The organism is Neorhizobium sp. SHOUNA12A (assembly GCF_023006505.1).
Taxonomy (GTDB): Bacteria; Pseudomonadota; Alphaproteobacteria; order Rhizobiales; family Rhizobiaceae; genus Neorhizobium.
Window position 1 is genome coordinate 1 of record NZ_JALBGV010000003.1, and the last position, 23,789, is coordinate 23,789.

The following is a 23,789-nucleotide window of genomic DNA, read 5'->3' on the forward strand; positions in this document are numbered from 1 at the left end:
ACGCAACCCGTCGAACAGGCCCCAGCGGTTGCCGCAAACCATCTGACCGATCCTCGGCCCGCGTCGGGCGCTCCTTCCGTCATGGATCAGTCGGGCAATGCGCCGGCTACCGCGAACACGTTCGCTGCCGCCGCCAAGGTCACGGCTCCGGCTGCGATCGTCGTGCCTGTCGGCATCGAACCCAAGTCGCTGGCCGACGCCGCCGCTGGCGGCGACGCCAACGCGCTCTTTGAGATCGGCGCACGCTTTACCGATGGAAAGGGCGTCAAGAGCGATCTGTCGGAGGCCGCCAACTGGTACAAGCTTGCCGCCGACCGCGGCCTGGCACCGGCGCAATACCGGCTCGCCAATATCTTCGAAAAGGGCACGGGCGTCTCCCGCGACCTGACCAAGGCGATGACCTACTACAAGCAGGCCGCCGATGCCGGCAATGCCAGCGCCATGCACAATCTCGCCGTGCTCTATGCATCGGGCGCCGCCGGCCAGCCGGACTATGCCGCCGCCGTCACCTGGTTCCGCCAGGCCGCCGACTTCGGCGTCGCCGACAGCCAGTTCAACCTCGCCATCCTGCTTGCCCGCGGCAACGGCGTGAAGCAGGATCTCGAGGAATCCTACAAGTGGTTCGCGGTTGCGGCCAAGGGAGGCGACAAGGACGCCGCCCAGAAGCGCGACGAAGTGGGCAACGCCATGCGCAAGGAACAGCTCGAAAGCGCCCGCACCAAGGTCGACCAGTGGAAGGTGAAGCCGCTCGACCCGAAGGCCAACTCCGTCAATCTTCCGGACGAATGGGCTTCCGGCAAGCCGCTCACCACGGGCTCGGTCGACATGGAAAAGGCGATCCGCAACATCCAGGCGATCCTGAACAAGAGCGGTTTTGACGCCGGCACCGCCGACGGCAAGATGGGCGCCAAGACCGTGACCGCGATCAAGGCCTTCCAGACCTCGGTCGGCCAGGAGCCGAACGGCAGGATCACCGACGCGCTGGTCAAGGAACTACTTGCGAAGAACAAGTAAGTCTACTTACCCGACCGATATAGGGGAGTTGCGGGATATTAATCACGCCCGCACAAAAACGGTAAAATTGCCGCATTATCTGACACTTGCGAATTGACTTGCGGCCAAGCCCGGGCGCATGACGGATGAAGTCCTTCATGCCCTGTTCACATGGCATGTGAGATCACGTTTCCTTCGCCGCACCGGGCGGACAACCACATCGCGAACGCCCGCGAGGGCGTCGCTTTTTGCCGTGTCGAGGTTCTGCCGTGACTGTCTACCTGCCGATCGCAGAGCTGTCGGTGAACATCTTCATTATTCTGGGCATGGGCGCGGCCGTCGGCTTTCTCTCCGGCATGTTCGGCGTCGGCGGCGGATTCCTGATCACTCCGCTGCTGATCTTCTACAACATCCCGCCTGTCGTGGCGGTCGCGACCGGCGCCAACCAGGTGGTCGCTTCGTCGATCTCGGGCGCGATCACCCATTTCAGGCGGGGCACGCTCGACATGAAGCTCGGCTCGGTGCTTTTGGTCGGCGGTCTTGCGGGGGCGACGGCGGGCGTCTGGGTCTTCTCCTGGCTTCGGCGACTCGGCCAGCTCGATCTGTTCATCTCGATCCTCTACGTCGTGCTGCTCGGCTCGATCGGCGCGCTGATGCTGCAGGAGAGCTTGCGGGCGCTCAGGCGGGCGAAGAACAGCCAGCCCCTGCCGGTCAAGCGGCCGGGCCAGCACAACTGGGTGCACCGGCTGCCGCTGAAGATGCGGTTCAAGAAATCGAAGATCTACCTTTCCGCCATTCCGATCGTCGGGCTCGGCTTCGGCATCGGCGTGCTCACCTCGATCATGGGTGTCGGCGGCGGCTTCATCATGGTGCCGGCGATGATCTATCTCCTACGCATCCCGACCAATGTCGTCGTCGGGACCTCATTGTTCCAGATCATCTTCGTCACCGCCTACACGACCATGGTGCAGGCGGCGACCAACTATTCGGTCGACATCGTGCTCGCCACGATCCTGATGGTCGCCGGCGTGATCGGCGCGCAATACGGGGTGCGCGTCGGGCAGAAGCTGCGCGGCGAACAGCTGCGCGCGCTCCTGGCGCTGCTCGTGCTTGCGGTCGGCATCCGTCTGGCGATCGGGCTGATCGTCACGCCGGACGACGTCTATTCGGTCGCGGTCGGGGGGATGTCCTACTGATGCGCCGGCTTCTCCGCACCCTCCTTCTGCTGCCGCTTCTCGCGCTCTCCTTGCCGGCCGCGGCGCAGGTGCCGTTCGGGCAGGCATCGGCGGTGAAGGAAGGGCTGGAGATCGGCGCCTCGACCAGCGAAATCGCCATCACGTCTGATTTCCGCGGCGCCGACCTCACCATTTTCGGGGCGCTCACCAATGCGGACGAGCTGTTCCTGGCGATCGGCCAGTATGACGTGGTGGTGACGCTCGAAGGGCCGAAGGACTATGCGACGGTGCGCAAGAAGGAGCGCGTCTTCGGGATCTGGATGAACACCGAGGGCATGACCTTCGAACAGGTGCCGGAAAGTTATTCGCTGGCCAGCACCCGGATGATCGACACCATCGACGAGGCACCGAGCCTCAACAATATCGGCGTCGGCATCGACCACCTGGCGCTCAACCCGGTCGGCTACATTCCCGACTCCGGCATGATCGGCGAGTTCCGCGACGCCTATCGGCGCCTGAAGCTGTCGAACGGACTTTATCAGCGCGACACGAGCGGTGTGCGCTTCGTCTCGTCGAGCCTGTTCCGCGCCTCGCTGAAACTGCCGGCCAATATCCCGGATGGGATGCACATGGTGCGCGCCTACCTGTTCAAGAGCGGCGAGCTGATCAATCAGCGGGAAATGCCGCTGCGGGTCGTCAAGACCGGCATCGAACAGGCGATCACCGACGCGGCCCATGACCGGCCGCTCGCCTACGGTTTCCTCTGCGTGCTGATCGCCGTGATCACCGGCTGGGGCGCCAGCATCGTCTTCCGCAAGGACTGATTATTCCGCGGCGTCGGCCGCCGCCGCGTTGCGAGCGACGACTTCGAGATAGGCGGCGCGCAGGCGGTCGAAGACGGAGGGCTTGGCAGGATCGCGCGGCGCGTGCAGGTGCAGGACGCGCAGTTCGTCCATGAAATCCTCCCAGAGCGGCCGGCCGCCCTCCTCCAGCAATTGCGCGCGGATCGAGAGCTCTTCGGACACCGGCATGAAGCGCCGGCCCCAGGCGCCCATTTCCGCAAAGATCGGCACCAGCCGGATCGACATCTCCGTGAGACTGTAGATCCCCTTCTGCTTGTGGCTCGGATCGTCCTCCCGAGAAAGCAGGCCCCGCTCCACCAGCCGCTTCAGCCGGTCGGCAAGGATGTTGGAAGCGATGCCTTCCTCGGAATTCTGCAGCAGTTCGCGGAAGTGGCGGCGATTGCCGAACATGATATCGCGGATGACGATCAGGCTCCAGCGATCTCCGAGAACCTCGAGCGTCAGATTGATCGGGCAACCCGACCGATATGCTTCGTTCATTTTTTTCTCCAATACCGCTTGCATTCTACAATCAGTTTGGTTAACTTTCAACTGATTGCTTTTTGCAACTGGTTTAAACACGACGGAGGATGACATGAGAAAGCTGGTAGTCTGGAACCTGATGAGCCTCGACGGTTATTTCGAGGGAGAAAAGCCCTGGGACCTCGCCTTCCACAACTACGCCTGGGGGCCGGAGCTGGAAAAGCTCTCCGAACAATTCGGCGAGGAAGGCGACCTCCTGGTGTTCGGCCGCAGGACCTACGAGGGCATGGCCGCCTATTGGCCGACCGCCGAGGAGGGTGGCAAGGTCAAGAACTACATGAACAATATCGCCAAGATCGCCGTATCGAAGACGATAAAGGACGCCACCTGGAACAATACCCGGGTCGTCAGCGATCCGGTCGCCGAGCTCACCACGCTGAAGGCCGCGGACGGCAAGACGATCTTCATCTTCGGCAGCGCCGAACTGGTGGCTTCGCTGATGAAAGACGGCCTCGTCGATGAATACCGGCTCTGCATCGCGCCGGTGGTTCTCGGCTCCGGCAATCCGCTCTTCAAGAAAACCGGGCACCAGGCCGAGCTCAAACTGCTGAGCTCCACCGCAGCGGCCAACGGCGCGGTGATCCTGACCTACGCAGTCAGCAAGGCGGCCTGACGCCGCAGGCAAAGGGCATCAAGGGATTGATTGTTGGCCTGAAGGGATATTTGCGCTAGAGACGCGCCAACTCGTTTCTGCAAGATGTTCATGTTCAGCCGGCTCTCATCCCTCCTGCCCTCCGCCCGGGTTTTTCTCAATCCGGGCCAGCTGCGGGTACTCGTCCGGCGCAGCGAATTCGGGCTCATCGCCGTTGCGGCCCTAGTCGGCGCGCTCTCCGGGCTGGCGATCGCCGGCATGAGTTTCGTCTCCCAGGAAATGCACCGGGCGATCTTCGAACTCGGCGGCGGCGAGAGGCTGAGCTCGGCAACCGATATCAACCGGCTGGCCATCCTGCTCGCACCAATCTGTGGCGGCGCCCTTCTCGGCTTGCTGTTCCTGATCCTGCGGCGCTGGCGCAAGAAGCCGATGGTCGATCCGATCGAGGCAAACGCGCTGCATGGCGGACGCCTGTCCCTGACCGACAGCATTCTCGTTGCCGTCCAAAACCTGGTCTCGAACGGTTTTGGCGCGTCCGTCGGGCTGGAGGCGGGATATACGCAGCTCTCCTCGGGGATTGCTTCGAAGATCGGGCTGCTGCTGCAATTGCGCCGGTCGGATCTGCGCATCCTCGTCGGCTGCGGTGCCTCCGGCGCCATCGCGGCGGCCTTTAACGCGCCGCTGACGGGTGCCTTTTATGCCTTCGAGCTGATCATCGGCACCTATACGATCATGAGCCTGACGCCGGTCGTCGTTTCGGCGCTGGTCGCGACAATCGTGACCCGGCTGCTCTTCGGCCAGGAATTCCTGATCGACGTCGGCGATTTCGGCGCCGTCGTTCCGACGGATTACCTGCCGGCGATCCTGCTCGGCGCCTTCTGCGCCGGCGGCGGCATCCTGCTGATGAAAGGCGTCACCTTCGTCGAGGAGACGGCGCGCAAGAGCTCGCTTTCACCCGTTTTCCGGCCGGCGATCGGGGGCATCCTGATCGGGCTCCTGGGACTTGTCGACCAGCAGGTGATGGCGGCCGGCCATGGCGCGCTGCATCTCAATCTTAGCCAGAACCCGACGATCCCGGCGCTGCTGGCAATCCTGGCGCTGAAATCGCTGGCATCGGCGGTGTCTATCGGTTCCGGCTTTCGCGGAGGCCTGTTCTTCGCGTCCCTGTTCATGGGAGCGCTGCTCGGCAAGATCTTCGCCTATTCGGCGCCCTATATCTTCGCCCATGCGACGCTGACGCCGGTCATCTATGCGGTCGTCGGCATGAGTGCGATGGCGGTGGCGGTGATCGGCGGGCCGCTGACGATGACGTTCCTGGCGCTCGAAATCACCGGCGATTTTCCGATCACCGTACTGGCGCTTGCGGCCGTGATCACCTCCTCGCTGACCGTCCGCAACACGTTCGGTTATTCGTTCGCCACCTGGCGTTTCCATCTGCGCGGGGAAAGCATCCGCAGCGCCCATGACATCGGCTGGATCCGTAACCTGACCGTCGAACGGATGATGCGCGCCGACGTCCGCACCGCGCCGATTTCCATGAGCATCGAGCAATTCCGCAACGACTTCCCGCTCGGCTCAACCCAGCGGGTGATCCTTGTCGACGACGCGGAAAAATATGCGGGCATGGTGCTTCTGCCGGACATCTACGCGGCGCCCACCGAGGATGCGGCGGAAAAACCGACACTTGCCTCCTTCATCAAATACAAGAACGACGTGCTGCTGCGCTCGATGAACGCCAAGCAGGCGGCGGCGATCTTCGACAGGCTGGAGGCGGAAGCGCTGGCCGTCGTCAACAACCAGGTCGAACGTAAGGTCGTGGGACAGCTCAGCGAAAGCCACACGCTGCGGCGCTACGCAGAAGAACTCGACCGGCGGCGGCGCGAAGTTTCCGGGGAGATCTAAGCCGCCTTCGCCCTTCGGCTAATTGCACCTTGCGAAACGCGATATATGGTCGCCGTTCCAGGGAGAAGGACGATGGCCAATACGGAATGCGAAGCGCCCGCGGTTCTGGAAAGCGATGGCAGTGCCCGATCGTCGCGTCCCGCCGGGGAGCCGGTCGGCATGGCCTGCCGGGACGGCATCGTTCTCCACGGACACCTCTGGCCGGCCCGGTCCCCCGCCATCGGCAGCGTCATCGTCAATCCGGCGACCGGGGTGCTCGCCCGTTATTACCACTATTACGCAGACTTCCTGGCCGGTGAAGGTTTCGACGTTCTGACCTACGACTATCGCGGCATCGGCCTCTCGCGCCCCGAAAGCCTGAAAGGATGCGGCTATCGCTGGCGGGAATGGGGCGAGCAGGATTTCGACGCGGCGCTGGGGTTCATGGATGTCATCCGGCCGGCGCAACCGCTTTATGTGGTCGGCCACAGTATCGGCGGTTATCTGCCGGGGCTCTCAGCCAAGGCGGATCGCATCGACCGGATGCTGACCATGGGGGCGCAATATGCCTACTGGCCGGACTATGCCAGCGGCCGTCGCCTGCGGCTGTTTCTGAAATGGCACGTGGTGATGCCGGCGCTGACGGCGATATTCGGCTATTTCCCCGGAAAGCGTCTCGGATGGCTGGAGGACCTGCCGGCGGGCGTGGCCAACGAATGGAGTTTTCGCGGGGCACGGATGGAGCTGACCCATCCGGCTGAGGAGCGAAGCGACGTGCTGCGGCGGTTCGAAGCGGTGACGGCGCCGATCCTGGCGGTGACGATGTCGGACGACGATATCGGCACCGTGGCGGCGATCCGGCGGACGCTCGGTTATTATCGCAATGCCCAGGTGACGCAGGTGCTGCTGAACCCGGAGGATTACGGTCTGGCTGCCATCGGGCATTTCAGCCTGTTCCACTCCAGGCACAGGCAAGGCTTCTGGCAGGATACCGTTCGCTGGCTGCGGGACGGCATCAATCCCTGGTCCGGGCATGGAATTGCATCGTCCTGAACATGTGGCCGTTGCGGCTTGCTTTGGATCAATGAATAATCCCCGGAGAACTGCGACGATGCCATCAACTTAGAAGGAGGAACAGATGTTCAAACACGTTCTCATTCCGACCGACGGCTCTCCGCTTTCGACCAGTTCGCTGGAAAAGGCACTCGACTTTGCCCACGAAATCGGTGCGGAGGCCACCGTCTTGGTCGTGATGGAACCGTTGCAGGTCCTGACGCTCAATCCGACGGGCATGGAAGTCGCCTATGCGGAATATGACCGCCAGAACAACGAGGCGGCCGACCACATTCTCGCCGACGCCAAGGAAGCGGCGAAACAACGGCTCGTCGCCTGCGAAACGGTGAAGCTTGGCAGCGTCGACCCCGCAAGCGCCGTCATCGAGACCGCCGGCACCTATAATTGCGACGTCATCGCCATGGCCTCGCACGGTCGCTCCGGCTTCAAGGCCTTCATGCTCGGCAGCGTGACGATGAAGGTGCTGGCACATTCCAAGACGCCGGTGCTGGTTTATCGGTGAGATCTGGTCTACGCCGGCACTGGCTGCGGATGTTCGTTCAAAACCGGCCGGTCATGCGGTGCTTTACACCTTCGATATTGCGGCGCACAATGCTCCCTTGGCCCGGGGGACAGCGAATGATGACCGTATTTGAAGGCCTAAAAGGGGAACTCGCCGCCGGCACGACAGTCTTGGCGCTGGTCGACTACAATGTCACCGAATTTCGCGACGGCGACAGTTGCCGTTATGTCGGGCACGTTCGCACCAAACCGTCCATTCTACGAACTGCACTGAACGCTCCGACCCTCCGGCTCGGCGGTCACCGCATAACCCTCAATGCGGTCGAGCATGAGGATTGGGTATCGTTTCATCTGGACCGGTTTCCCTAAGCGGGAACGCTGGTTGTTGGATCTGGTGAGATCGTAATCGTTGTGGAGCCGGTTCCGGCTTTATCGGCGCGGTCGACTGATGTCGCCGATCCGCGGCCGCGCAGTGTTCGCAGGTCGTCGAAATCGAGAAGAAGGACGGCAAAACGACCGTGAGCGACATGGCAGTTAGCCATTGCGGATCCAGATGGGCGCTTCGGCTGCGGTTTGGAGCGTTCCCTCAATCAGTCCACCAAAGGGCAGCGGATAAATGGGAATGATAATCGAATCGTCTTTGATTTCTTTCACGAAGTCGCGCGTTATCTCGACCTCGTCGCCGTGGTCCAAGCTCGAATAGAATTTTGCGGCCCAACCAGGTTGCTCGAATTGGATGACCGCGTAGTCTAGTTCTTGTTTGTAGCGGAGGGTCGCAACTACAAACCCAACTTGAAATGGAACTTGGCCAACGCTCTTGAGTCGCACGATAAAATGATAGTTTGGCCCGCTAATTCCCGACCCTGGGTGACGAACCATGTTCGCCAAGTGGCGCACTTTAAAAACCATCAGCCCCTTTTCATGAACCTCAAATGAGCTCGGGATAACCCAGTGCTTGTGATCTGGCTCTAGATTTTCGCTCCACTCATAGCGAATCGCCCTATCCCCAGGAACCCCGGCAAGTGGTCCGCGTACGCCAAGTACTCCTACTCCATTCGTGTGATCTACAGATTCCATGTCCACCCCCTATGGTTAACCGCGAGTAAAGTATTGGGTCTAACCTTCTATTGCAATCAGAAGTTATGGATTGGACCATCGAAAAAAGCTAAACACCCACTCTTAAACTGACTATTCAGCAGTCAGCAAGAACTGACTGACAGAGGATTGAATGCTTAAAGTATCCAAGACCCCGATCAGCAAAGACGAGCTGACACTAACAGAACGAGTAGGCAAACGTCTGCTCGAAACTCTGAAGGAACTGGACACTCCGTTTGCTGTTGAGGGTGGTAGAGTGCTTGGATGCGTCTGGAACAGACGGTCAACCGATCAGGTTGCCGTAGCGGACCGAATAGATGCGGTCGCGGCCGAGAAGATGCGCGACCAGGGCCTCGCGGTCGAACAGGCCGTGCATGGCACGGTGACGCAGGTCAAGGCCGCCGGCCAGCACGCCGAAGGCCGGCATGAGGAGGCGGTTGCCGTCGCTTGCGAAACACGGGCGGCGGACGGATTTTTCGCGGCGCCGGACGGTGGCCGACGGATGCAGGTGGCCGGCGATCTCGCCTTTGCTCCCGCCTGGCCCGGAAATCAGGCTCGGCTCGTGGCGGAAGACGAGGCCGCCATAAAAGAGTTCGTCAGTGCAGGTGCCGGGCAGGTCGACCGTGCCGTCCGGATCATGGTTGCCGTTGATCCAGATCCAATCGCGGCCCCGCGCCATGGTCGTGATCAGCGAACGCAGGTCCGGGGGAAGATGTTCCGAGCCCTTGCGATCGTGGAAATTGTCGCCGAGCGAGACGACGATCTTCGGATCATAGCGGGCGATGACGGCCGACAGGATGTTGAGCGTGGCGATCGTATCGTAGGGCGGCAGCATCATGCCGCGACGGGCAAAGGCAGCACCCTTTTCCAGATGCAGGTCGGAGACGACGAGCAGGCCGGTCTCGGGCAGGTAAAGGCCTCCGAGCGGATCGCAGACGGCGATGACGCCGTTCACGACGATCTCTTCCGCACCGGTTGCGGCAGGTCCCCCTGTGATCGTTCGCGCCAAAGCGAGGCGGTGCATCAATTCAATGTCTTCCAGTCCAGAATACCGCATCAGCCAAGCGCCTCCGCGATCAGTTCGTCGGCGGCTTCCTGCAGTACCGCGTCATGCGCCTCGCCCGGTACCGGCTCCTTGCCGATCTCCAGCATGATCGGGATGGCGAGCGGCGAAACGTGGTCGAGATCGCGGTGGGTGATGTGCCCCCTGATTCGCGCCAGCATATCGCCTAATCGGGCAAGATCCAAAAGACCGGATGCCGCATCCCGCCGCGTCGCCTCCAAAAGCACGTGATCCGGCTCGTGGCTGCGCAGCACGTCGTAGATCAGATCGGTCGAGACGGTGACCTGCCGTCCGGTCTTTTCCTTGCCCGGATGGCGGCGCTCGATCAGGCCGGAAATCACCGCGCAATTGCGGAAGGTGCGCTTCAGCATATAGCTTTCGTCAAGCCAGGCTTCCAAGTCGTCGCCCAGCATGTCCTCGTCGAAAAGGTCGGAAAGACTGAGGCGCCCGGCGCGGATCATCGCGCCGATGTCGTTGAGGCCCCAGATGGCCAGCGAATAATCGGTGGCAACGAAACCGAGCGGGTAGGCGCCCATGCGTTCCAGCCGGCGTGTCAGCAGCATGCCGAGCGTCTGGTGGGCGAGCCGCCCCTCGAAACAATAGGCAATCATGAAGAACCGTTTTCCGCGCGGAAAGGTCTCGATCAGCAACTCGTCCCTGGCCGGCAGCATCGAGCGCTCACGCTGGATGTTCAGCCAGTCGCGGACTTGGTCCGGCAGCACGCCCCAGCGATCGGGATCGGCAAGCATGCCGCGCACCTGGTCGGCGAGATAGGTGGAAAGCGGAAATTTTCCGCCCGCATAGGCGGGGATTTTCGGATCGAGCGAGAAGGCGTTGGAGACGAGGCATTCGTTCTCGCGGATACCTTCGAAACGCAGCACCTTGCCGGCAAACAGGAAGGTATCGCCCTGCACCAGTTGTTCCAGAAAATATTCCTCGACCTTGCCGAGGGACATGCCGCCCCGACCGACGGTGCCTTTGGCGTTGCGCTTCACCAGCCGGACATTGAGCTCGGTCGCCTCGACGATTGTGCCGAGGTTCAGGCGGTATTGCTGGGCGACGGCCGGATTTGAGACCCGCCAGCGGCCTTCCTTGGTCTTGCGGATCTTGGCGTAACGCTCATAGGAGCGCAGTGCATAACCGCCGGTCGCGACAAAATCGACGATGCGCTCGAACATTTCCCAGGAGAGGGTGGCATAGGGTGAGGCGCTGGTGATCTCGTCATAGAGTTCGACCGGATCGAAAGGTTCGGCGCAGGCCATGCCGAGCACGTGCTGGGCGAGCACATCGAGCGCGCCCTCGCCGACCGGCGGCGTATCCTGGGCGCCGAGATAATTGGCGTCGAGCGCTGCCTGGCATTCCATCACTTCGAAGCGGTTGGCCGGCACCAGGATGGCCTTCGACGGTTCGTCCATGCGGTGGTTGGAGCGGCCGATGCGCTGGGCAAGGCGGGAAGCACCCTTCGGCGCGCCGACATGCACGACGAGATCGACATCGCCCCAGTCCATGCCGAGATCGAGCGTGGAAGTGGCGACGACGGCCCGCAGCTTGTTGGCCGCCATGGCGGCCTCCACCTTGCGGCGCTGCCCGGCATCGAGCGAGCCGTGATGCAGCGCGATCGGAAGGTTGTCCTCGTTGATCGTCCACAGTGTCTTGAACAGCAGTTCCGCCTGGAAGCGGGTATTGACGAAGATCAGCGTCGTCTTGTGGCGTTTGATCTCCTCGTAGACCTCCGGGATCGCGTAGGTCGAGACATGGCCGGACCAGGGGATGCGGTCCTCGGTGCGCATGATGGTGATATCGGGCGCGGCACCGCCTGTGACATGCACGAGGCCGGCGGGCTGGGCCGGGTTTTCGCCCTGCGAGACCAGCCAGCGCTGCAGGTCCATGGGATCGGAGACGGTGGCGGACAGGCCGATGGTGCGCATATGCGGCGCATGCTTGCGGATGCGCGCGAGGCCGAGCGACAGGAGGTGGCCGCGCTTGGAGGTGACCAGCGAATGCAGCTCGTCGAGGACTACGTATTTCAGGTCCTTGAAGAAACGCTCGGCCTCCTTGTTGGCCAGCAGCAGGGCCACCTGTTCCGGAGTGGTCAGCAGGATATCCGGCGGGTTGAGCTTCTGGCGCTGGCGTTTGGCCTGCGGCGTGTCACCGGTGCGGTTCTCGATCGAGATATCCAGGCCCATTTCGAAGACGGGCTTCATCAGGTTGCGCTCGATATCGACCGCGAGTGCCTTCAAGGGCGAGATGTAGAGCGTGTGGATGCCGGTGAAGGCCGAGCCCGGCGGGATCTTGCCGCGGCGGGTGAGGTCGGTCAGCGACGGCAGGAAACCGGCAAGCGTCTTGCCGGCGCCAGTCGGCGCGATCAGCAGCATGTTTTCGCCGGCTGTGGAGCGCGACAGCAATTCCAGCTGATGGGCGCGCGGCTGCCAGCCCTTCTCCGCGAACCATTTCTGGAACGGCCGGGGCAGAAGCGCGGCGTCACGGCCGGAGGAATGGGTTTCGACGATATCCACGCCGCTAAGTTAAGAGAAAGCGCGCGAAAAAGAAGGGGCTTGACGACGTCCCGATAATCGTGGATAAATTTTATCCACGATAGGGAGATGAGCGATGAAACTCGGCGACGGTGTCGAACAGGCGATCCACAGCATCAGCATGCTGTCCAGCCTTTCCGAAGGCGGGGTGCTGTCGGCCGCTGCCCTTGCGGAATTCCACGGGGTATCGACCAGCTATCTGCTGAAACATCTCCAGGCGCTTTCGGGCGCCAGGCTGATGGAAACAGTGTCGGGTCCGAAAGGCGGATACCGGCTCGCGAAGAAGCCGGTGGAGATCACGCTTCTCGATATCGTGCTCGCTGTCGAAGGACCGGCACCCGCCTTCCGCTGCGCCGAAATCCGCCAGCGCGGGCCGAACCCGCTGCCGGGCCGCTATTTCACCAAACCCTGCGGCATCAACGCCGCGATGCTGAAGGCCGAAAAGGCCTATCGCGCCGAACTCGCCAAGGTGACGATCGCCGACATCCTGGCGGACCTCAGCGCAACCGACGACGGCGGCATCGCCGCCCGAGGCTGCGCCTTTCTGGAAATCAACGAACGCAGAACCGCCCGTTAAAGGGCCATAGGCACGCCGAAGGCGGCCATAACCCAAGGAGAAGACCCATGCATCAGCGTCTCAACATGCTCAAGGCCGCCCCTGAAGCCGTCAAGGCCGTCACGGCACTCGAAAACTACGTGCAGGCTTCCGGCCTGGAGCGCCGCTTCATCCACCTCATCAAGCTGCGCGCTTCGCAGATCAATGGCTGCGCCTATTGCGTCGACATGCATGTGAAAGAATCACGGCATGACGGACTTTCCGAACAGTGGATCAACATGATGTGCGTCTGGTGGGAATCGCCGGTCTATGACGACAAGGAACGCGCCCTGCTCGGCTGGGTCGATGCCGTGACCCGCATCGCCGATACCGGCATTCCGGATGCCGCCTTCGACGCGCTGAAGGCGCATTTCACGGAGGAAGAGATCGTCAAGATCACCGTCGCTCTCGGCGTTATCAACACCTGGAACCGGCTTGCCGTCGGCTTCCGCAACCAGCATCCGGTCGATAAGCCGGCCAGCAAAGCGGCCTGATCGGGGCCGCCTGACGCAAGCTCCCGCCTCGATCACCGCGCGACGATATACCGGTCGGAGCGGTGATTGATGGCGAGCACAAGATTGAGCACGACGGCGCCCAGCACCGACCATGCGACGGTGATGGGCGAAACCACGGCAAAGGCGCAGAGCATGACGCAAAGATCGAAGGCGAGCTGGATGAGGCCTGCCTGGATGCCGAAGCGATCCTGGATATAGATCGCCAGGATGCCGACGCCGCCGAGCGAGGCGCGGTGGCGATAAAGCCCGAGCAGGCCGTAACCGAGCACCAGTCCGCCGAGAAGGGCTGCCCAGAACGGGTGCAGGTACTGGATCAGGAAGAAATGGCTTTCCAGTTCGGTGATGACCGAGACCAGCGCGATGGCGATGAATGTCTTCAGCGAGAAGGCGAGGCCGAGGCGCTTGAACGACAGGTAGTAGAACGGCAGGTTGACGATGAAGAACAGCAGGCCGAACGAAATCCCGAACGCATAATGCAGCAGGAAGGCGACGCCCGCCGTGCCGCCGGTCAAAAGGCCGACCTCGTTTAGAAAATAAAAGCCGAGCGCCGACACCATGGCGCCGATGAACAGGCCTTGCCCATCTTCCAGCAGCGTGTGTTGTGCCGGATCGGCGCTGTAAAATCCGAGACCGCGCCTCTGCTGCTCAGCCAATGTGAACCCCTCAGGTTTTCGGTGATATTGCACTGCAATAAAACCGTCGGCAAGGGTCTTCAAGCGATCATCGGCGAGCACTGAAAAAAGCAAGAAACGGCCGGTTCAACCGCGCTTTCGCGACAGAAACAGAATGCCGTGGATGGGTTTTCCGGCATCCATGCGAATGACGGTGTTTTCGACCTTGAGGAGATCGAGGCCGAAGCGGGAAAGCAGCGTGCGGATAAAAGCCTCGGAATGAGCATAGCGCAGGGAATCCCGCAACACGAAACCCTCCCCCTCGCCCGCATCCTCGACCGAGAACGCGAAGAGACCAGCCGGCGACAACAGCTCAAGCACCAGCGGGAAGACGGTTTCGAGCGAGCCCAGATACATCAGCACGTCGGCTGCCGAGACCAGATCGGCGCGGTGGGCCGCCAGGTCGCCGAAGAGGCCGGATTCGTTCGATGCGAGACTGAGGTCGGACTGGCCGAGATGGTCGTAAAGGCCCTTGGCCCGCGCCTTAGCGAGCATGTTGAGCGAAATGTCGAAACCTCCAAGGCGCTCGGTCCTGTCACGGATTTCGGCACCGAACAGGCCGGTGCCGCAGCCGAGATCGACGGTATTGCGGAAAGGTCCGTGCGGTGTGACCAGCGCCGCCAGCTTGCCGGGCACGGAATAGCCGAGCTTTTCGACGAGCGCGGTATCGAACCGGTCGGCATAGTCGTCGAACAGGCCTTCGACATAACGGCTCGGCGGCCGGTCGGGCGTCTGCTCTGCCCCGATCAGCGCGAGCTTCAGGCGGGCCCCGAACACATCGTCCGGCCGCAAGGCCAGTGTCTGGCGATAGGCGTCCGCGGCCGTGCCGAGACCAGCCTTGTCGCGATATTCGCCGAGCCGGAACCAGCCGGCGGCCCAGTCGGGCGTCAGTTCGAGCGCCTGTTCGATCAGTTCCGCCGCAGCCGCGAAATCTCCGCCCTCCGCCAGCATGCGGGCGTAATCGGCGCGGCGATCGGCGGTGGCATCGCCCGAGGAGAATTGGCTGGAAAACGGGCTGGGCGACATGGATGATCCTCGGAGGTGGAGGTTCTTTGCCGAAGCCACAAAAAAACTCAAGTTCTATCTGAGGGGAAACGCTTGCGGTGGCAATGGCTGCCGACTATCTCTCATTTGCAATTTGGAGAAGGACAAGGATGGCGGACGGGGTCAACAAGTTCCTGGGCGATACGCCAGGTCGCACGATCGTCAAGCTGATCGTGGTGTGCCTGGTTGTGGGTTTCGTGCTGGCATTCTTCGGCTTCACGCCGGACAATATTGTCAGCGAGATCCGCTACTGGTTCCTGGACCTCTGGTATAACGGCTTCCGGGCGCTCGGACGGGTCGGCAATTATCTCGTGCTCGGCGCGATCATCGTCATTCCGATCTTCGTTATCCTGCGCCTGATGAGCTACCGCCGCTGACATGACTTCACTGATCAAACCTTCCCGGCGGGACCTTCTCGTCTTTTCCGGCATGGCGCTGGTGCTTGCCAGCTGCTCCACCACATCCGTCCTGACGCCGGCGGCCGGCGCCGAGGACGAGACCCAGGCCGCACTTCCGATGGTCAACAAGCTGCGGCAGAGCCGCGGCCTGTCCACGCTGACGCTCGACATGCCGGCGCGCAAGGCGGCGGCCCGCCAGGCGGTTCGTATGGCGAAAGCCAACGAAATGAAGCACCTGATCGGTTTCGGCGACGATTTTGGCGCCCGGATGAAGAGCAATGACGTGGCGCTGCCGGCAGCCGAAAACATCGCCAGCGGGCAGGATACGGTCGCGGCCGCCGTTCAGGCCTGGATCGATTCGCCCAAACATCTCGAAAACATGCTCGGCTCCTACCGGGGGCTCGGGGTTGCCATGGCACGCACCTCCGCTGGCGCCCGGCCCTATTGGGCCATGGTCCTTTCCGGCTGACCGATGGAGAGCGGGGGGCGTAACCACGAGACTGGGTCGGTAAAGCCGTTCGATGTAACGCACCGGCTGGTGCTCGGCATCGCCATTCCGATGACGCTCGGGTTCCTGACGACGCCGCTGCTCGGCCTTACCGATACGGCGGTGGTCGGTCAGCTCGGCCAGGCGGAGGCGCTCGCGGGTCTGGCGATCGGCGCCATCCTCTTCGACCTTATCTACGGCAGCCCCAGCTTTTTCCGCACCTCGACCACCGGACTGGTGGCGCAGGCTTTCGGCCGAGGAGACAGCCGAGAACAGCAGGCAGTGTTCTGGCGGGCCTTCTTGAGCGCGATCGGCCTTGGGGTGATTATGTTGGCGCTCTCGCCGCTGATCCTTCGATACGCGCCGGACCTGATGACCAGCGACCCGACCGTCGCCGAAGTGACACGGCGTTATTTCGCGATCCGGGTGCTGACCAGCCCAGCGACCTTCGCCAATTTCGCGATCCTCGGTTTCGTCCTCGGGCGGGGCCAGGGCGTGCTCGGGCTTACGCTGCAGATCATCCTCAACGGCACCAATATCGTGCTCGCCATCCTGTTCGGCCTGGTGTTGGGCTGGGGGGTGGCGGGCGTCGCCTGGGCGACCGCGGCGGCGGAAGTGACCGCCGTGGTGATCGGCCTCGTCATCGTCAGCCGACAATTTTCCGCCGCTTACCGGCCGACGCGGGCGGACATTTTCGATGCGGCCAAGCTGCGCCAGCTTTTCCAGCTGAATGCCGATATCCTGATCCGCTCGCTGATATTGAACGGCGCATTTGCGGTGCTGACCCGCGTTGGTTCGAGCTTCGGGGCGGTGACGCTGGCGGCGAATGCGGTGCTGATGAACATCTTCATGCTGTCGGCCTTCTTCCTCGACGGGCTCGCGGGCGCCGCCGAACAGCTCGCCGGCCGGGCGGTGGGGGCCCAGTACCGCCCGTCCTTCGATCGGGCGCTGAAGCTGACCGGCCTCTGGTCCTTCGTGATGGCGGGCGTGGTCGGGCTGTTCTTCGTGGTCTTCGGCCAGCCGATCATCGAGCTTCTGACCACCTCGCAAGACGTGCGGCAGGAGGCTTATGTCTATCTCGGCTGGGCGGCGGTGACCGGCTTGTCCGGCGCGCTCGCCTTCCAGATGGACGGCGTGTTCATCGGCGCCACCTGGTCGCGCGAGATGCGCAACATGATGCTCGCGTCATTTGCGGGCTATTGCGCCAGTCTCGCCGTGCTCGTGCCGATGATCGGCAATCATGGGCTCTGGCTGTCGCTCAACCTGTTCCTGCTGATGCGCGGCTTTTTCCTGGCGGCCATGGTGCCGCGCAAGGCGCGTCAGAGTTTCGTCTCGGCCCATTGATCCAAGCGCGTGTCGCGCAATTCGCGGATCGAGGAGACCTTCTCCCGGTCCAGAAGGCCGGAGAGCCCCTTGACGATTGTCGCCGGCAGGCCCGGACCTTCATAGACCATGCAGGAATAGAGCTGCACGAGGTCGGCACCGGCGCGGATCTTCTCAAGCGCATCCGCAGCACTCGAGACGCCGCCGACGCCGATGACGGCGAGATCCGGCCCGACGCGCTTGCGCATCTTGGCGAGAACGGCAGTCGAGCGCTTGAAGAGCGGCGCGCCGGAAAGACCGCCCGCTTCCTTCGCCTGGGCTTGGTCCTTCAATCCATCTCGGGCAAGCGTCGTGTTGGAAACGATCAGCCCGTCGAGTGGATGGGCAGTCGCCTCAGCCGCGATGTCGTCGAGACCCTCCTCGGTCAGATCGGGTGCGATCTTCAGAAGGACCGGAACGGTGCGGCCATGGCGCAGCGTCTCTTCGGCGCGGGCAGCAAGAACGGCCTCAAGCAGCGCCTTCAGGCTGTCTCGCGCCTGAAGATCGCGCAGGCCCGGTGTATTGGGCGAGGAGATATTGACGGTGAAATAGCTGGCGAGCGCATAAAATTTGCGAATGCCGGCGACGTAGTCGGCGATCCTGTCGACCGCATCCTTGTTGGCGCCGATATTGACGCCGACGATGCCCGGCGCATTGCGCCGCGCGGTCAGGCGCGTGAACGCCGCCTCATGGCCCTCGTTGTTGAAGCCGAGCCGGTTGATGACGCCGCGGTCCTCCACCAGGCGGAAGATGCGCGGCTTGTCGTTGCCCGTCTGAGCCTTCGGCGTCACGGTGCCGATCTCGGTAAAACCGAAGCCGAGCTTCAGCATCGCGTCCGGCACCTCGGCGTTCTTGTCATAACCGGCCGCAAGCCCGACCGGATTTGCAAAACGGATACCGGCGACGGTCTGGGCAAGCCGCGGATCGGCGGCCAAGCGGCAGGCAGGCACGAGACCCGTCTTCAGCGCGGCGATCGACAGGCCGTGGGCGGTTTCCGGATCGAAAACAAAGAGGCTGCGCGAGGCAAGTCCGGCGAAGGGGCCGATCATGGCATCTTCTCCGGAAAGGCATGCAGGCCATCGACGCCGATCAGCAGCGGCATCTCCCAGAGGACCGAGGACACCGGAAGCGTGCCGTAAAGATGCGGGAAAAGATCGCCGCCGCGCGAGGCTTCGTATTTCAGTTCCTCGCCGAGCAGGGTCGCATCGACCGCGACCAGCATCAGGCCCGAGACGCCGGCGAAATGCAGCCTGGCGGTCTCCTTGGCCTGTGTACCGGTCGAAAAATGGATAAAGCCGTCCTTCAGGTCGATTTCGGCGCCTTCGAAGACACCTTTCTGCTTTGCCTGACGCCAAAGCGTTTCCGGCACGATCTTGTACACTATATCCGTCATCATCAACTCTCGGAGACCTGCTATTCTCCGACCGTTTGCCGCAAAGCCCGGCGCTTGTCCACCGTTACAGCAGGAGGACCACAACATGAAAACGCTCGCATTGACGACTTGCGCACTGCTCTTGCCGCTCGCCGCCTCGGCGCAGCAGCCGCAGACCAACCGTTTCCAGCTTCAGCGCACCGAAACCGGCATCGTCCGGCTCGATACCGAAACCGGCGCGATGACGCTCTGCCGCGACGAGAACGGCACGCTCGCCTGCCGCATGCAGCCCGACGAAAGGGCGGCCTACGAACAGGAACTCGACCGGCTGGCAAAACGCGTCACCGCGCTCGAGGAGCGGCTCAGCAACATTCCGCCGGATGCCTTGCCGAAAGCGCTGCCGAGCGACGAGGAAGTCGACCGGTCGCTATCGATCATGGAGAAGTTCATGCGGCGCTTCATGGCGATCGTCGGTGAGTTCGCGAACGAAAAAGAGCCCGATAAACCACAGCCCAATCGTACGTGATTTCCCGCACTTGTTTCGGGTCTGGGAGAGGTTTACAACCTACTAAGATTCATTGGCACGACTATGCTCTTGGGAGGGGGCGTGGAAATGCAGACACTCACGATCATCATCGCAGACGACCACCCGCTGTTTCGCGGCGCGCTCAGCCATTCGGTGCGGGGCATTGCCGAAGAACTCGTGATCATCGAGGCTGGCGATTTCGAGGCGGCGCGACGGGCGGCCGAAAACAATCCCGATGCCGACCTGATGCTGCTCGACCTGGCGATGCCAGGGGTCAGCGGCTTTTCCGGACTGATGTCGCTCCGCGCCGAATTTTCCGGCCTGCCGATCGTCATCGTCTCGGCCAGCGACGATTGCGCCACCATCCGCAGGGCGCTGGAACTCGGCGCCTCCGGCTTCATCTCGAAATCCTCCGGGCTCGACGATATCCGCGCCGGCATCCAGGCGGTGCTGAGAGGCGACATCTGGGTGCCGGAAGGTTACCTCACCGCACCGGACGAAGACCCGGGCCTCACCGAGATCATCGAGCGGCTGAAGACGCTGACGCCGCAGCAGAACCGTGTGCTTTCGATGCTCGGCGAGGGGCTGCTCAACAAGCAGATCGCCTATGAACTCGGCGTCTCCGAGGCGACCATCAAGGCGCATGTGTCGGCAATCCTCCTGAAGCTCAATGTCGACAGCCGCACCCAGGCGGTAATCAAGCTCGGCAAGATCAACATGGCGCTGGTGGCCTGACGAGGGCCGCCGCGGGAACAGGATTTTATTCCTCTCGTCCCTTTACGCGAAGCTGCGGTTCCGTTAAAATTCGGGGTGTGCGCGCGAGCCGGCAGCCCGCTGGAACGGAGCGTTAGAGAGTCTGGTCGACAAAAGTCTGATCGGTCAAGGGCGAGAGGTTCGCAGAGCGCTGGCTTGTCCGGCTTGTCTCGCGCACCGGTCACGGGTACGGACGACGATGCTGTCACATGATACGATCTGGAGCGCGATCGATACGCTCGCCCAACGCCACCAGCTGACGCCCTCCGGACTGGCGCGGCGCGCCGGCCTCGATCCCACCTCGTTCAACAAGTCGAAGCGCCTCGGACCGGACGGGCGGCTGCGCTGGCCCTCGACCGAATCGATCGCCAAGGTGCTCGAAGCGACGGGTGCCACGATCGACCAGTTCATGAGCTATCTGCCCGCCGTTCCCGGCCGCTCCTCGATACCGGACGGCAATTTCCCGCCGCAGGGCGGCTCCATCCCGCTGCTCGGATTTGCGCAGGCCGGCGCCGGCGGCTTTTTCGACGATGGCGGGTTTCCGGCCGGCCAGGGCTGGGACGTGGTGGAATTTCCGGTCGACCCGTCCCGCAAGGCCGGCGTCTATGCGCTGGAAATCCAGGGCGAATCGATGATGCCGCTTTATCGCGACGGCGACGTGCTGATCGTCGAACCGGGCGCCCAGGTGCGCCGCGGCGACCGCGTGGTGCTCAAGACCAAGGAAGGCGAGGTGATGGCAAAAGTGCTCGCCCGCCAGAGCGCCCGGACCGTGGAACTGCTCTCGCTCAACCCGGAACATCCGAACCGCAGCTTCGATCTTTCCGACGTGGAATGGATCGCCCGCATCATCTGGGCGAGCCAGTGAGCTTGAATAGCGGGTAGGAAACTGCTCCTACTCGCCGATCAGTAAAGCCCGTTCGGGAAATAACGCAGGTAGATGTCCTGCAGGCGGCCGTTGCGCGACAGAACGCTGAGCGCCTGGTCGACGGCGGCCGTCAGAAGCGGGTCGTTCTTGCGCAGCATTATCGACAGGCCTTCGCCGAGGAATTTCTCCGAGAGATAGGGACCGTCGAAGAGGGCGCAGCATTTCGCCGAACCTTCGCCGGCGACCCAGAAGGGCAGTCTCAGGCCATCGGAAAAGACGGCATCCACCTTGCCGATCTTCAAAGCCTCCAGCATCGCCTCGTAAGTGTCGAACGGCGTGGCGGTGACCTTCGGGAAAAACGCCTTCAGCATCAGCTCGTGAGCGGTGCCCCGGACAACGCCGACCGGCTTGCCGGAAAGCGCTGCCGCCGTATCGCCGTCGATCCTGGCCTTCAGGTTGCGGGCGAAACGGGCCGGCACGCCGAGATAAGGCCGCGAGAAGGCAAACCGCTGGCGCCGCTCCGGCGTCACGGCAATGCCGGCGATGACGGCTTCGCCGGCCCCGCCTTCCAGGGTCTTTTCCAATTCGTCGAAGGGCAGCGCCTGGATCTGGCACTTCGCCTCGATCTTCAGTTCGGAACAGATTTCACGGGCGAGGTCGATATTGAAGCCGGCAAGCCGGCCGGTCTGGTCGGCGAAATTGAACGGCGGGAAATCGACGCTCGTCAGGATGCGCACCCGGATGATCGTGGAAAGATCAGGGCGGGCGAGCCGCTCCTTGGCATCGAACATCAAAGGCAGCGGATTGCTGCCTTCGGCGGCACGGGCCGGGATTGCGGCGGAAACGATCCCGCCGGCTACAAGGCAAAGCTGCAGAAGATTGAAAACCCCCTTGATTTTCGGGGATGCAATCATGGGATGCATCTCTATGATCCAGATCGGGACAGGTTGGGGCGTTCGCTTGCGGGCGGTGTAGCAGAAACATGCGGTTAGGGGAATATCCGCCAGCAACGCTGCCGGTGCAAGACGATGCGCGGCATAATCCGGCCCTGATCGGAAATCTGCCGAGCGACCAGGGCACTGCGGCCGACGATCCGGAACTCGTCGCCCTTTCGGCGCTCGGCTTTTCGAAGCCATTGCTTGCGACGCTCACTGACAGGGCACGGCGCAACGGCACCAGCATCGAAAGCGAGCTGCTTCACAGCCGTCAGGTTGATGAGGCGGCCTATTACGGCGCCATGGCGCGCTACCTTCGCCTGCCCTTCATCGCGGAGATCGATCCGGGCTCAGTCGCCGATATGCCGGGGCTCGACACGCAGTTGCAACGCCCGAACCAGATCAGGATCAACCATCGGCACAAGGCGCCGCAGGTGGCGGTCGTGCCCGAAGCGACGCGGCTTGCCGACCTCAAGGCGGCACTGCTTGCAATGCCGCTGCTCGGGCAGGACCTTGCGATCACCACTCCATCAGCAATCCGCGGAGCTGTCTGGAGAACCGGCGCGGCGCGGCGCGTGCGCGAGACGATTGACGGGCTTTTCGACCGTTTTCCCGAGTTTTCGGCCCGCATCGTGCTCTCCGGTTCTCAGGGTTTTTATGCCGGGCTTGGACTTGCCGCCCTCGCCTCTGCGCTGATCGCAGTGCCGATCGAGACCCTGCTTTTCCTGCATATTCTTCTGTCGCTGATCTATTTCGCGTCCCTTGTCCTGCGGCTCGCCGCCTTCACCCGGCAACAATTCGCAGGGCCGGTCCCGCCAGCCGCGCCGCCTCGAGAGGATGCGCTTCCCTGTTACACGGTGATGGTCGCGCTCTACCGGGAAGCTGCGGTGGCAGAACAGCTGATAGCCAGCCTCGGGCGGCTCGACTGGCCGCCCTCCCTGCTCGACATCAAGCTCGTCTGCGAGGCAGACGACCAGGGTACAATTGCTGCGCTGAAGGTGCTGAAGCCCGCCTCACATTTCGAGATCGTCGAGGTACCGCCCGCGACGCCGCGCACGAAACCCAAGGCGCTCAGCTATGCATTGATGGCTGCTCGAGGCGAGTTTCTGGTGATCTACGACGCAGAGGACAGGCCGCATCCGCAGCAATTGCGCGAGGCCTATGCACGCTTCCGCGCCTCGGCAGCGGACGTCGCCTGCCTTCAGGCGCCGCTGATCATCACCAATGCCCGGGAATCCTGGATCAGCGCGTTGTTTTCGCTCGAATATTGCGGCCTCTTCCGCGGGCTGCTGCCGATGCTGGCGCGCAGACAGATGCCGCTGCCGCTCGGCGGCACGTCCAATCATTTCCGAACCCAAGCGCTGCGTGCCGCCGGCGGCTGGGATCCCTTCAACGTCACCGAGGACGCCGATCTCGGTTTTCGCCTGTATCGCCTCGGCTATCACTCGGATGTCATCACCCGCCAGACACTTGAAGACGCACCGACCACGATGCGCGTGTGGATGGGCCAGCGCAGCCGCTGGTTCAAAGGTTGGCTGCAGACCTGGCTGGTGCTGATGCGCGACCCGCGCCGGCTGATCGGCGAGATGGGGTTTCCAGCCTTCTGCATCTTTCAGCTGATGATCGGCGGCATGCTGGTCTCGTCGCTCCTGCATCCGCTGATCATCATCTTCATGGGCGTTGGCACTTATTCCATGCTGGACGCGCCGGCGGACGGCATTCCAGCCGGGGTGCTTTCGCTTTTCATCATCGACACCATCAACATCCTCGGCAGTTATCTGATCTTCGTCGGGCTCGGGAGAGGCCCGATGGTCGAGCACGAACGGCGACTGGTCGGCTGGCGCTGGATCGGCGTGCCGCTCTACTGGATGATGACCTCGGCCGCCGCCTGGCGGGCGGTGATCGAGCTGCGGTCAAAACCCTTCTTCTGGAACAAGACGCCGCACCGGCCGACCGGCAAAAGGACCTGATCC

The 23,789-nt window shown here is 62.6% G+C and carries 26 protein-coding genes; 17 read left to right on the forward strand and 9 right to left on the reverse strand.

Features of this window, described 5'->3' with window-relative positions:
• From MOV63_RS01845 to MOV63_RS01855, 3 genes are all read left to right on the forward strand, one after another.
• Positions 1 to 1,014 (forward strand): SEL1-like repeat protein (locus tag MOV63_RS01845; RefSeq protein WP_247031252.1); only part of this gene is annotated, 1,014 nt, incomplete at its 5' end.
• Between the two features lie 248 nt (positions 1,015 to 1,262).
• Positions 1,263 to 2,189 (forward strand): sulfite exporter TauE/SafE family protein, encoded by a 927-nt coding sequence (locus MOV63_RS01850; protein WP_247031253.1) that lies wholly within the window; start codon positions 1,263 to 1,265, stop codon positions 2,187 to 2,189.
• Complete coding sequence (locus MOV63_RS01855; RefSeq protein ID WP_247031254.1) at positions 2,189 to 2,992, forward strand: TIGR02186 family protein; 804 nt, start codon at positions 2,189 to 2,191, stop codon at positions 2,990 to 2,992. Before MOV63_RS01850 ends, MOV63_RS01855 begins: the two co-directional genes overlap by 1 nt.
• Here MOV63_RS01855 and MOV63_RS01860 read toward each other — a convergent pair whose 3' ends face one another.
• Complete coding sequence (locus MOV63_RS01860) at positions 2,993 to 3,511, reverse strand: helix-turn-helix domain-containing protein (RefSeq protein ID WP_247031255.1); 519 nt, start codon at positions 3,509 to 3,511, stop codon at positions 2,993 to 2,995.
• 94 nt (positions 3,512 to 3,605) lie between these two features.
• Between MOV63_RS01860 and MOV63_RS01865 the strand changes: the two genes are divergently transcribed.
• The 5 genes from MOV63_RS01865 (at position 3,606) to MOV63_RS01885 (ending at position 7,970) form a co-directional block, all read left to right on the forward strand.
• Positions 3,606 to 4,166, forward strand: a complete 561-nt coding sequence (locus MOV63_RS01865) for a dihydrofolate reductase family protein (RefSeq protein WP_247031256.1) — start codon at positions 3,606 to 3,608, stop codon at positions 4,164 to 4,166.
• Positions 4,167 to 4,256: 90 nt separating this feature from the next.
• The gene (locus MOV63_RS01870; protein WP_247031257.1) at positions 4,257 to 6,047 is read left to right on the forward strand and encodes a chloride channel protein; all 1,791 of its coding nucleotides are present in this window, start codon (positions 4,257 to 4,259) and stop codon (positions 6,045 to 6,047) included.
• A 72-nt stretch (positions 6,048 to 6,119) separates the two neighbouring features.
• Positions 6,120 to 7,079, forward strand: coding sequence for an alpha/beta fold hydrolase (locus MOV63_RS01875; RefSeq protein ID WP_405029292.1), 960 nt, complete (start codon positions 6,120 to 6,122; stop codon positions 7,077 to 7,079).
• Between the two features lie 85 nt (positions 7,080 to 7,164).
• Entirely contained in the window at positions 7,165 to 7,602 is a 438-nt protein-coding gene (locus MOV63_RS01880) for a universal stress protein (RefSeq protein ID WP_247031258.1), read from the forward strand.
• Between the two features lie 116 nt (positions 7,603 to 7,718).
• A complete protein-coding gene (locus MOV63_RS01885) occupies positions 7,719 to 7,970 on the forward strand; it encodes a hypothetical protein (protein ID WP_041364525.1) in 252 nt (83 codons plus the stop codon).
• 165 nt (positions 7,971 to 8,135) lie between these two features.
• Here the strand turns inward: MOV63_RS01885 and MOV63_RS01890 are convergent, their stop codons facing one another.
• The 3 genes from MOV63_RS01890 to MOV63_RS01900 form a co-directional block, all read right to left on the reverse strand.
• On the reverse strand, positions 8,136 to 8,678 hold the full coding sequence (locus MOV63_RS01890) for a hypothetical protein (protein WP_247031259.1): 543 nt from the start codon (positions 8,676 to 8,678) through the stop codon (positions 8,136 to 8,138).
• A gap of 301 nt (positions 8,679 to 8,979) precedes the next feature.
• Positions 8,980 to 9,720, reverse strand: coding sequence for a ligase-associated DNA damage response endonuclease PdeM (gene pdeM, locus MOV63_RS01895; protein ID WP_293404566.1), 741 nt, complete (start codon positions 9,718 to 9,720; stop codon positions 8,980 to 8,982).
• Positions 9,721 to 9,752: 32 nt separating this feature from the next.
• A complete protein-coding gene (locus tag MOV63_RS01900) occupies positions 9,753 to 12,275 on the reverse strand; it encodes a ligase-associated DNA damage response DEXH box helicase (protein ID WP_405029293.1) in 2,523 nt (840 codons plus the stop codon).
• A gap of 94 nt (positions 12,276 to 12,369) precedes the next feature.
• On the opposite strand from MOV63_RS01900, the gene MOV63_RS01905 reads away from it, so the two are divergent.
• Both MOV63_RS01905 and MOV63_RS01910 read left to right on the forward strand, forming a co-directional pair.
• Complete coding sequence (locus MOV63_RS01905; RefSeq protein WP_247031261.1) at positions 12,370 to 12,870, forward strand: Rrf2 family transcriptional regulator; 501 nt, start codon at positions 12,370 to 12,372, stop codon at positions 12,868 to 12,870.
• 47 nt (positions 12,871 to 12,917) lie between these two features.
• Positions 12,918 to 13,382 (forward strand): carboxymuconolactone decarboxylase family protein, encoded by a 465-nt coding sequence (locus tag MOV63_RS01910; RefSeq protein ID WP_040124467.1) that lies wholly within the window; start codon positions 12,918 to 12,920, stop codon positions 13,380 to 13,382.
• 32 nt (positions 13,383 to 13,414) lie between these two features.
• On the opposite strand, the gene MOV63_RS01915 is transcribed toward MOV63_RS01910, so the two are convergent.
• Both MOV63_RS01915 and MOV63_RS01920 read right to left on the reverse strand, forming a co-directional pair.
• Positions 13,415 to 14,056 (reverse strand): YitT family protein, encoded by a 642-nt coding sequence (locus MOV63_RS01915; RefSeq protein ID WP_247031262.1) that lies wholly within the window; start codon positions 14,054 to 14,056, stop codon positions 13,415 to 13,417.
• A 105-nt stretch (positions 14,057 to 14,161) separates the two neighbouring features.
• A complete protein-coding gene (locus tag MOV63_RS01920; protein WP_247031263.1) occupies positions 14,162 to 15,100 on the reverse strand; it encodes a class I SAM-dependent methyltransferase in 939 nt (312 codons plus the stop codon).
• 128 nt (positions 15,101 to 15,228) lie between these two features.
• On the opposite strand from MOV63_RS01920, the gene MOV63_RS01925 reads away from it, so the two are divergent.
• From MOV63_RS01925 to MOV63_RS01935, 3 genes are read left to right on the forward strand one after another with little or no spacing between them, the layout of a single operon-like run.
• Positions 15,229 to 15,495, forward strand: coding sequence for a DUF6460 domain-containing protein (locus tag MOV63_RS01925; RefSeq protein WP_247031264.1), 267 nt, complete (start codon positions 15,229 to 15,231; stop codon positions 15,493 to 15,495).
• A 1-nt stretch (position 15,496) separates the two neighbouring features.
• On the forward strand, positions 15,497 to 15,985 hold the full coding sequence (locus MOV63_RS01930; RefSeq protein WP_247031265.1) for a CAP domain-containing protein: 489 nt from the start codon (positions 15,497 to 15,499) through the stop codon (positions 15,983 to 15,985).
• Between the two features lie 3 nt (positions 15,986 to 15,988).
• Positions 15,989 to 17,347: an MATE family efflux transporter gene (locus tag MOV63_RS01935; protein WP_247031266.1), complete on the forward strand. Its 1,359-nt coding sequence runs from the start codon at positions 15,989 to 15,991 to the stop codon at positions 17,345 to 17,347.
• Here the strand turns inward: MOV63_RS01935 and MOV63_RS01940 are convergent.
• Both MOV63_RS01940 and MOV63_RS01945 read right to left on the reverse strand, forming a co-directional pair.
• Positions 17,323 to 18,414 carry a quinone-dependent dihydroorotate dehydrogenase gene (locus MOV63_RS01940; RefSeq protein ID WP_247031267.1) on the reverse strand — a complete coding sequence of 364 codons (1,092 nt, stop codon included), beginning with the start codon at positions 18,412 to 18,414 and terminating at the stop codon, positions 17,323 to 17,325. The genes MOV63_RS01935 and MOV63_RS01940 overlap by 25 nt on opposite strands.
• The gene (locus MOV63_RS01945; RefSeq protein WP_173426776.1) at positions 18,411 to 18,761 is read right to left on the reverse strand and encodes a DUF952 domain-containing protein; all 351 of its coding nucleotides are present in this window, start codon (positions 18,759 to 18,761) and stop codon (positions 18,411 to 18,413) included. The genes MOV63_RS01940 and MOV63_RS01945 overlap by 4 nt, the downstream gene beginning before the upstream one ends.
• A gap of 82 nt (positions 18,762 to 18,843) precedes the next feature.
• Between MOV63_RS01945 and MOV63_RS01950 the strand changes: the two genes are divergently transcribed.
• From MOV63_RS01950 to MOV63_RS01960, 3 genes are all read left to right on the forward strand, one after another.
• A complete protein-coding gene (locus MOV63_RS01950) occupies positions 18,844 to 19,263 on the forward strand; it encodes a hypothetical protein (RefSeq protein ID WP_247031268.1) in 420 nt (139 codons plus the stop codon).
• 87 nt (positions 19,264 to 19,350) lie between these two features.
• A complete protein-coding gene (locus MOV63_RS01955; RefSeq protein WP_040124457.1) occupies positions 19,351 to 19,998 on the forward strand; it encodes a response regulator transcription factor in 648 nt (215 codons plus the stop codon).
• Between the two features lie 217 nt (positions 19,999 to 20,215).
• Positions 20,216 to 20,881 (forward strand): helix-turn-helix transcriptional regulator, encoded by a 666-nt coding sequence (locus MOV63_RS01960; RefSeq protein ID WP_040124456.1) that lies wholly within the window; start codon positions 20,216 to 20,218, stop codon positions 20,879 to 20,881.
• Positions 20,882 to 20,919: 38 nt separating this feature from the next.
• Here MOV63_RS01960 and MOV63_RS01965 read toward each other — a convergent pair whose 3' ends face one another.
• On the reverse strand, positions 20,920 to 21,804 hold the full coding sequence (locus MOV63_RS01965; RefSeq protein ID WP_405029294.1) for a transporter substrate-binding domain-containing protein: 885 nt from the start codon (positions 21,802 to 21,804) through the stop codon (positions 20,920 to 20,922).
• A 59-nt stretch (positions 21,805 to 21,863) separates the two neighbouring features.
• Between MOV63_RS01965 and MOV63_RS01970 the strand changes: the two genes are divergently transcribed.
• On the forward strand, positions 21,864 to 23,786 hold the full coding sequence (locus MOV63_RS01970) for a glycosyltransferase family 2 protein (protein WP_247031270.1): 1,923 nt from the start codon (positions 21,864 to 21,866) through the stop codon (positions 23,784 to 23,786).
• The last annotated feature ends 3 nt before the right edge of the window (positions 23,787 to 23,789 follow it).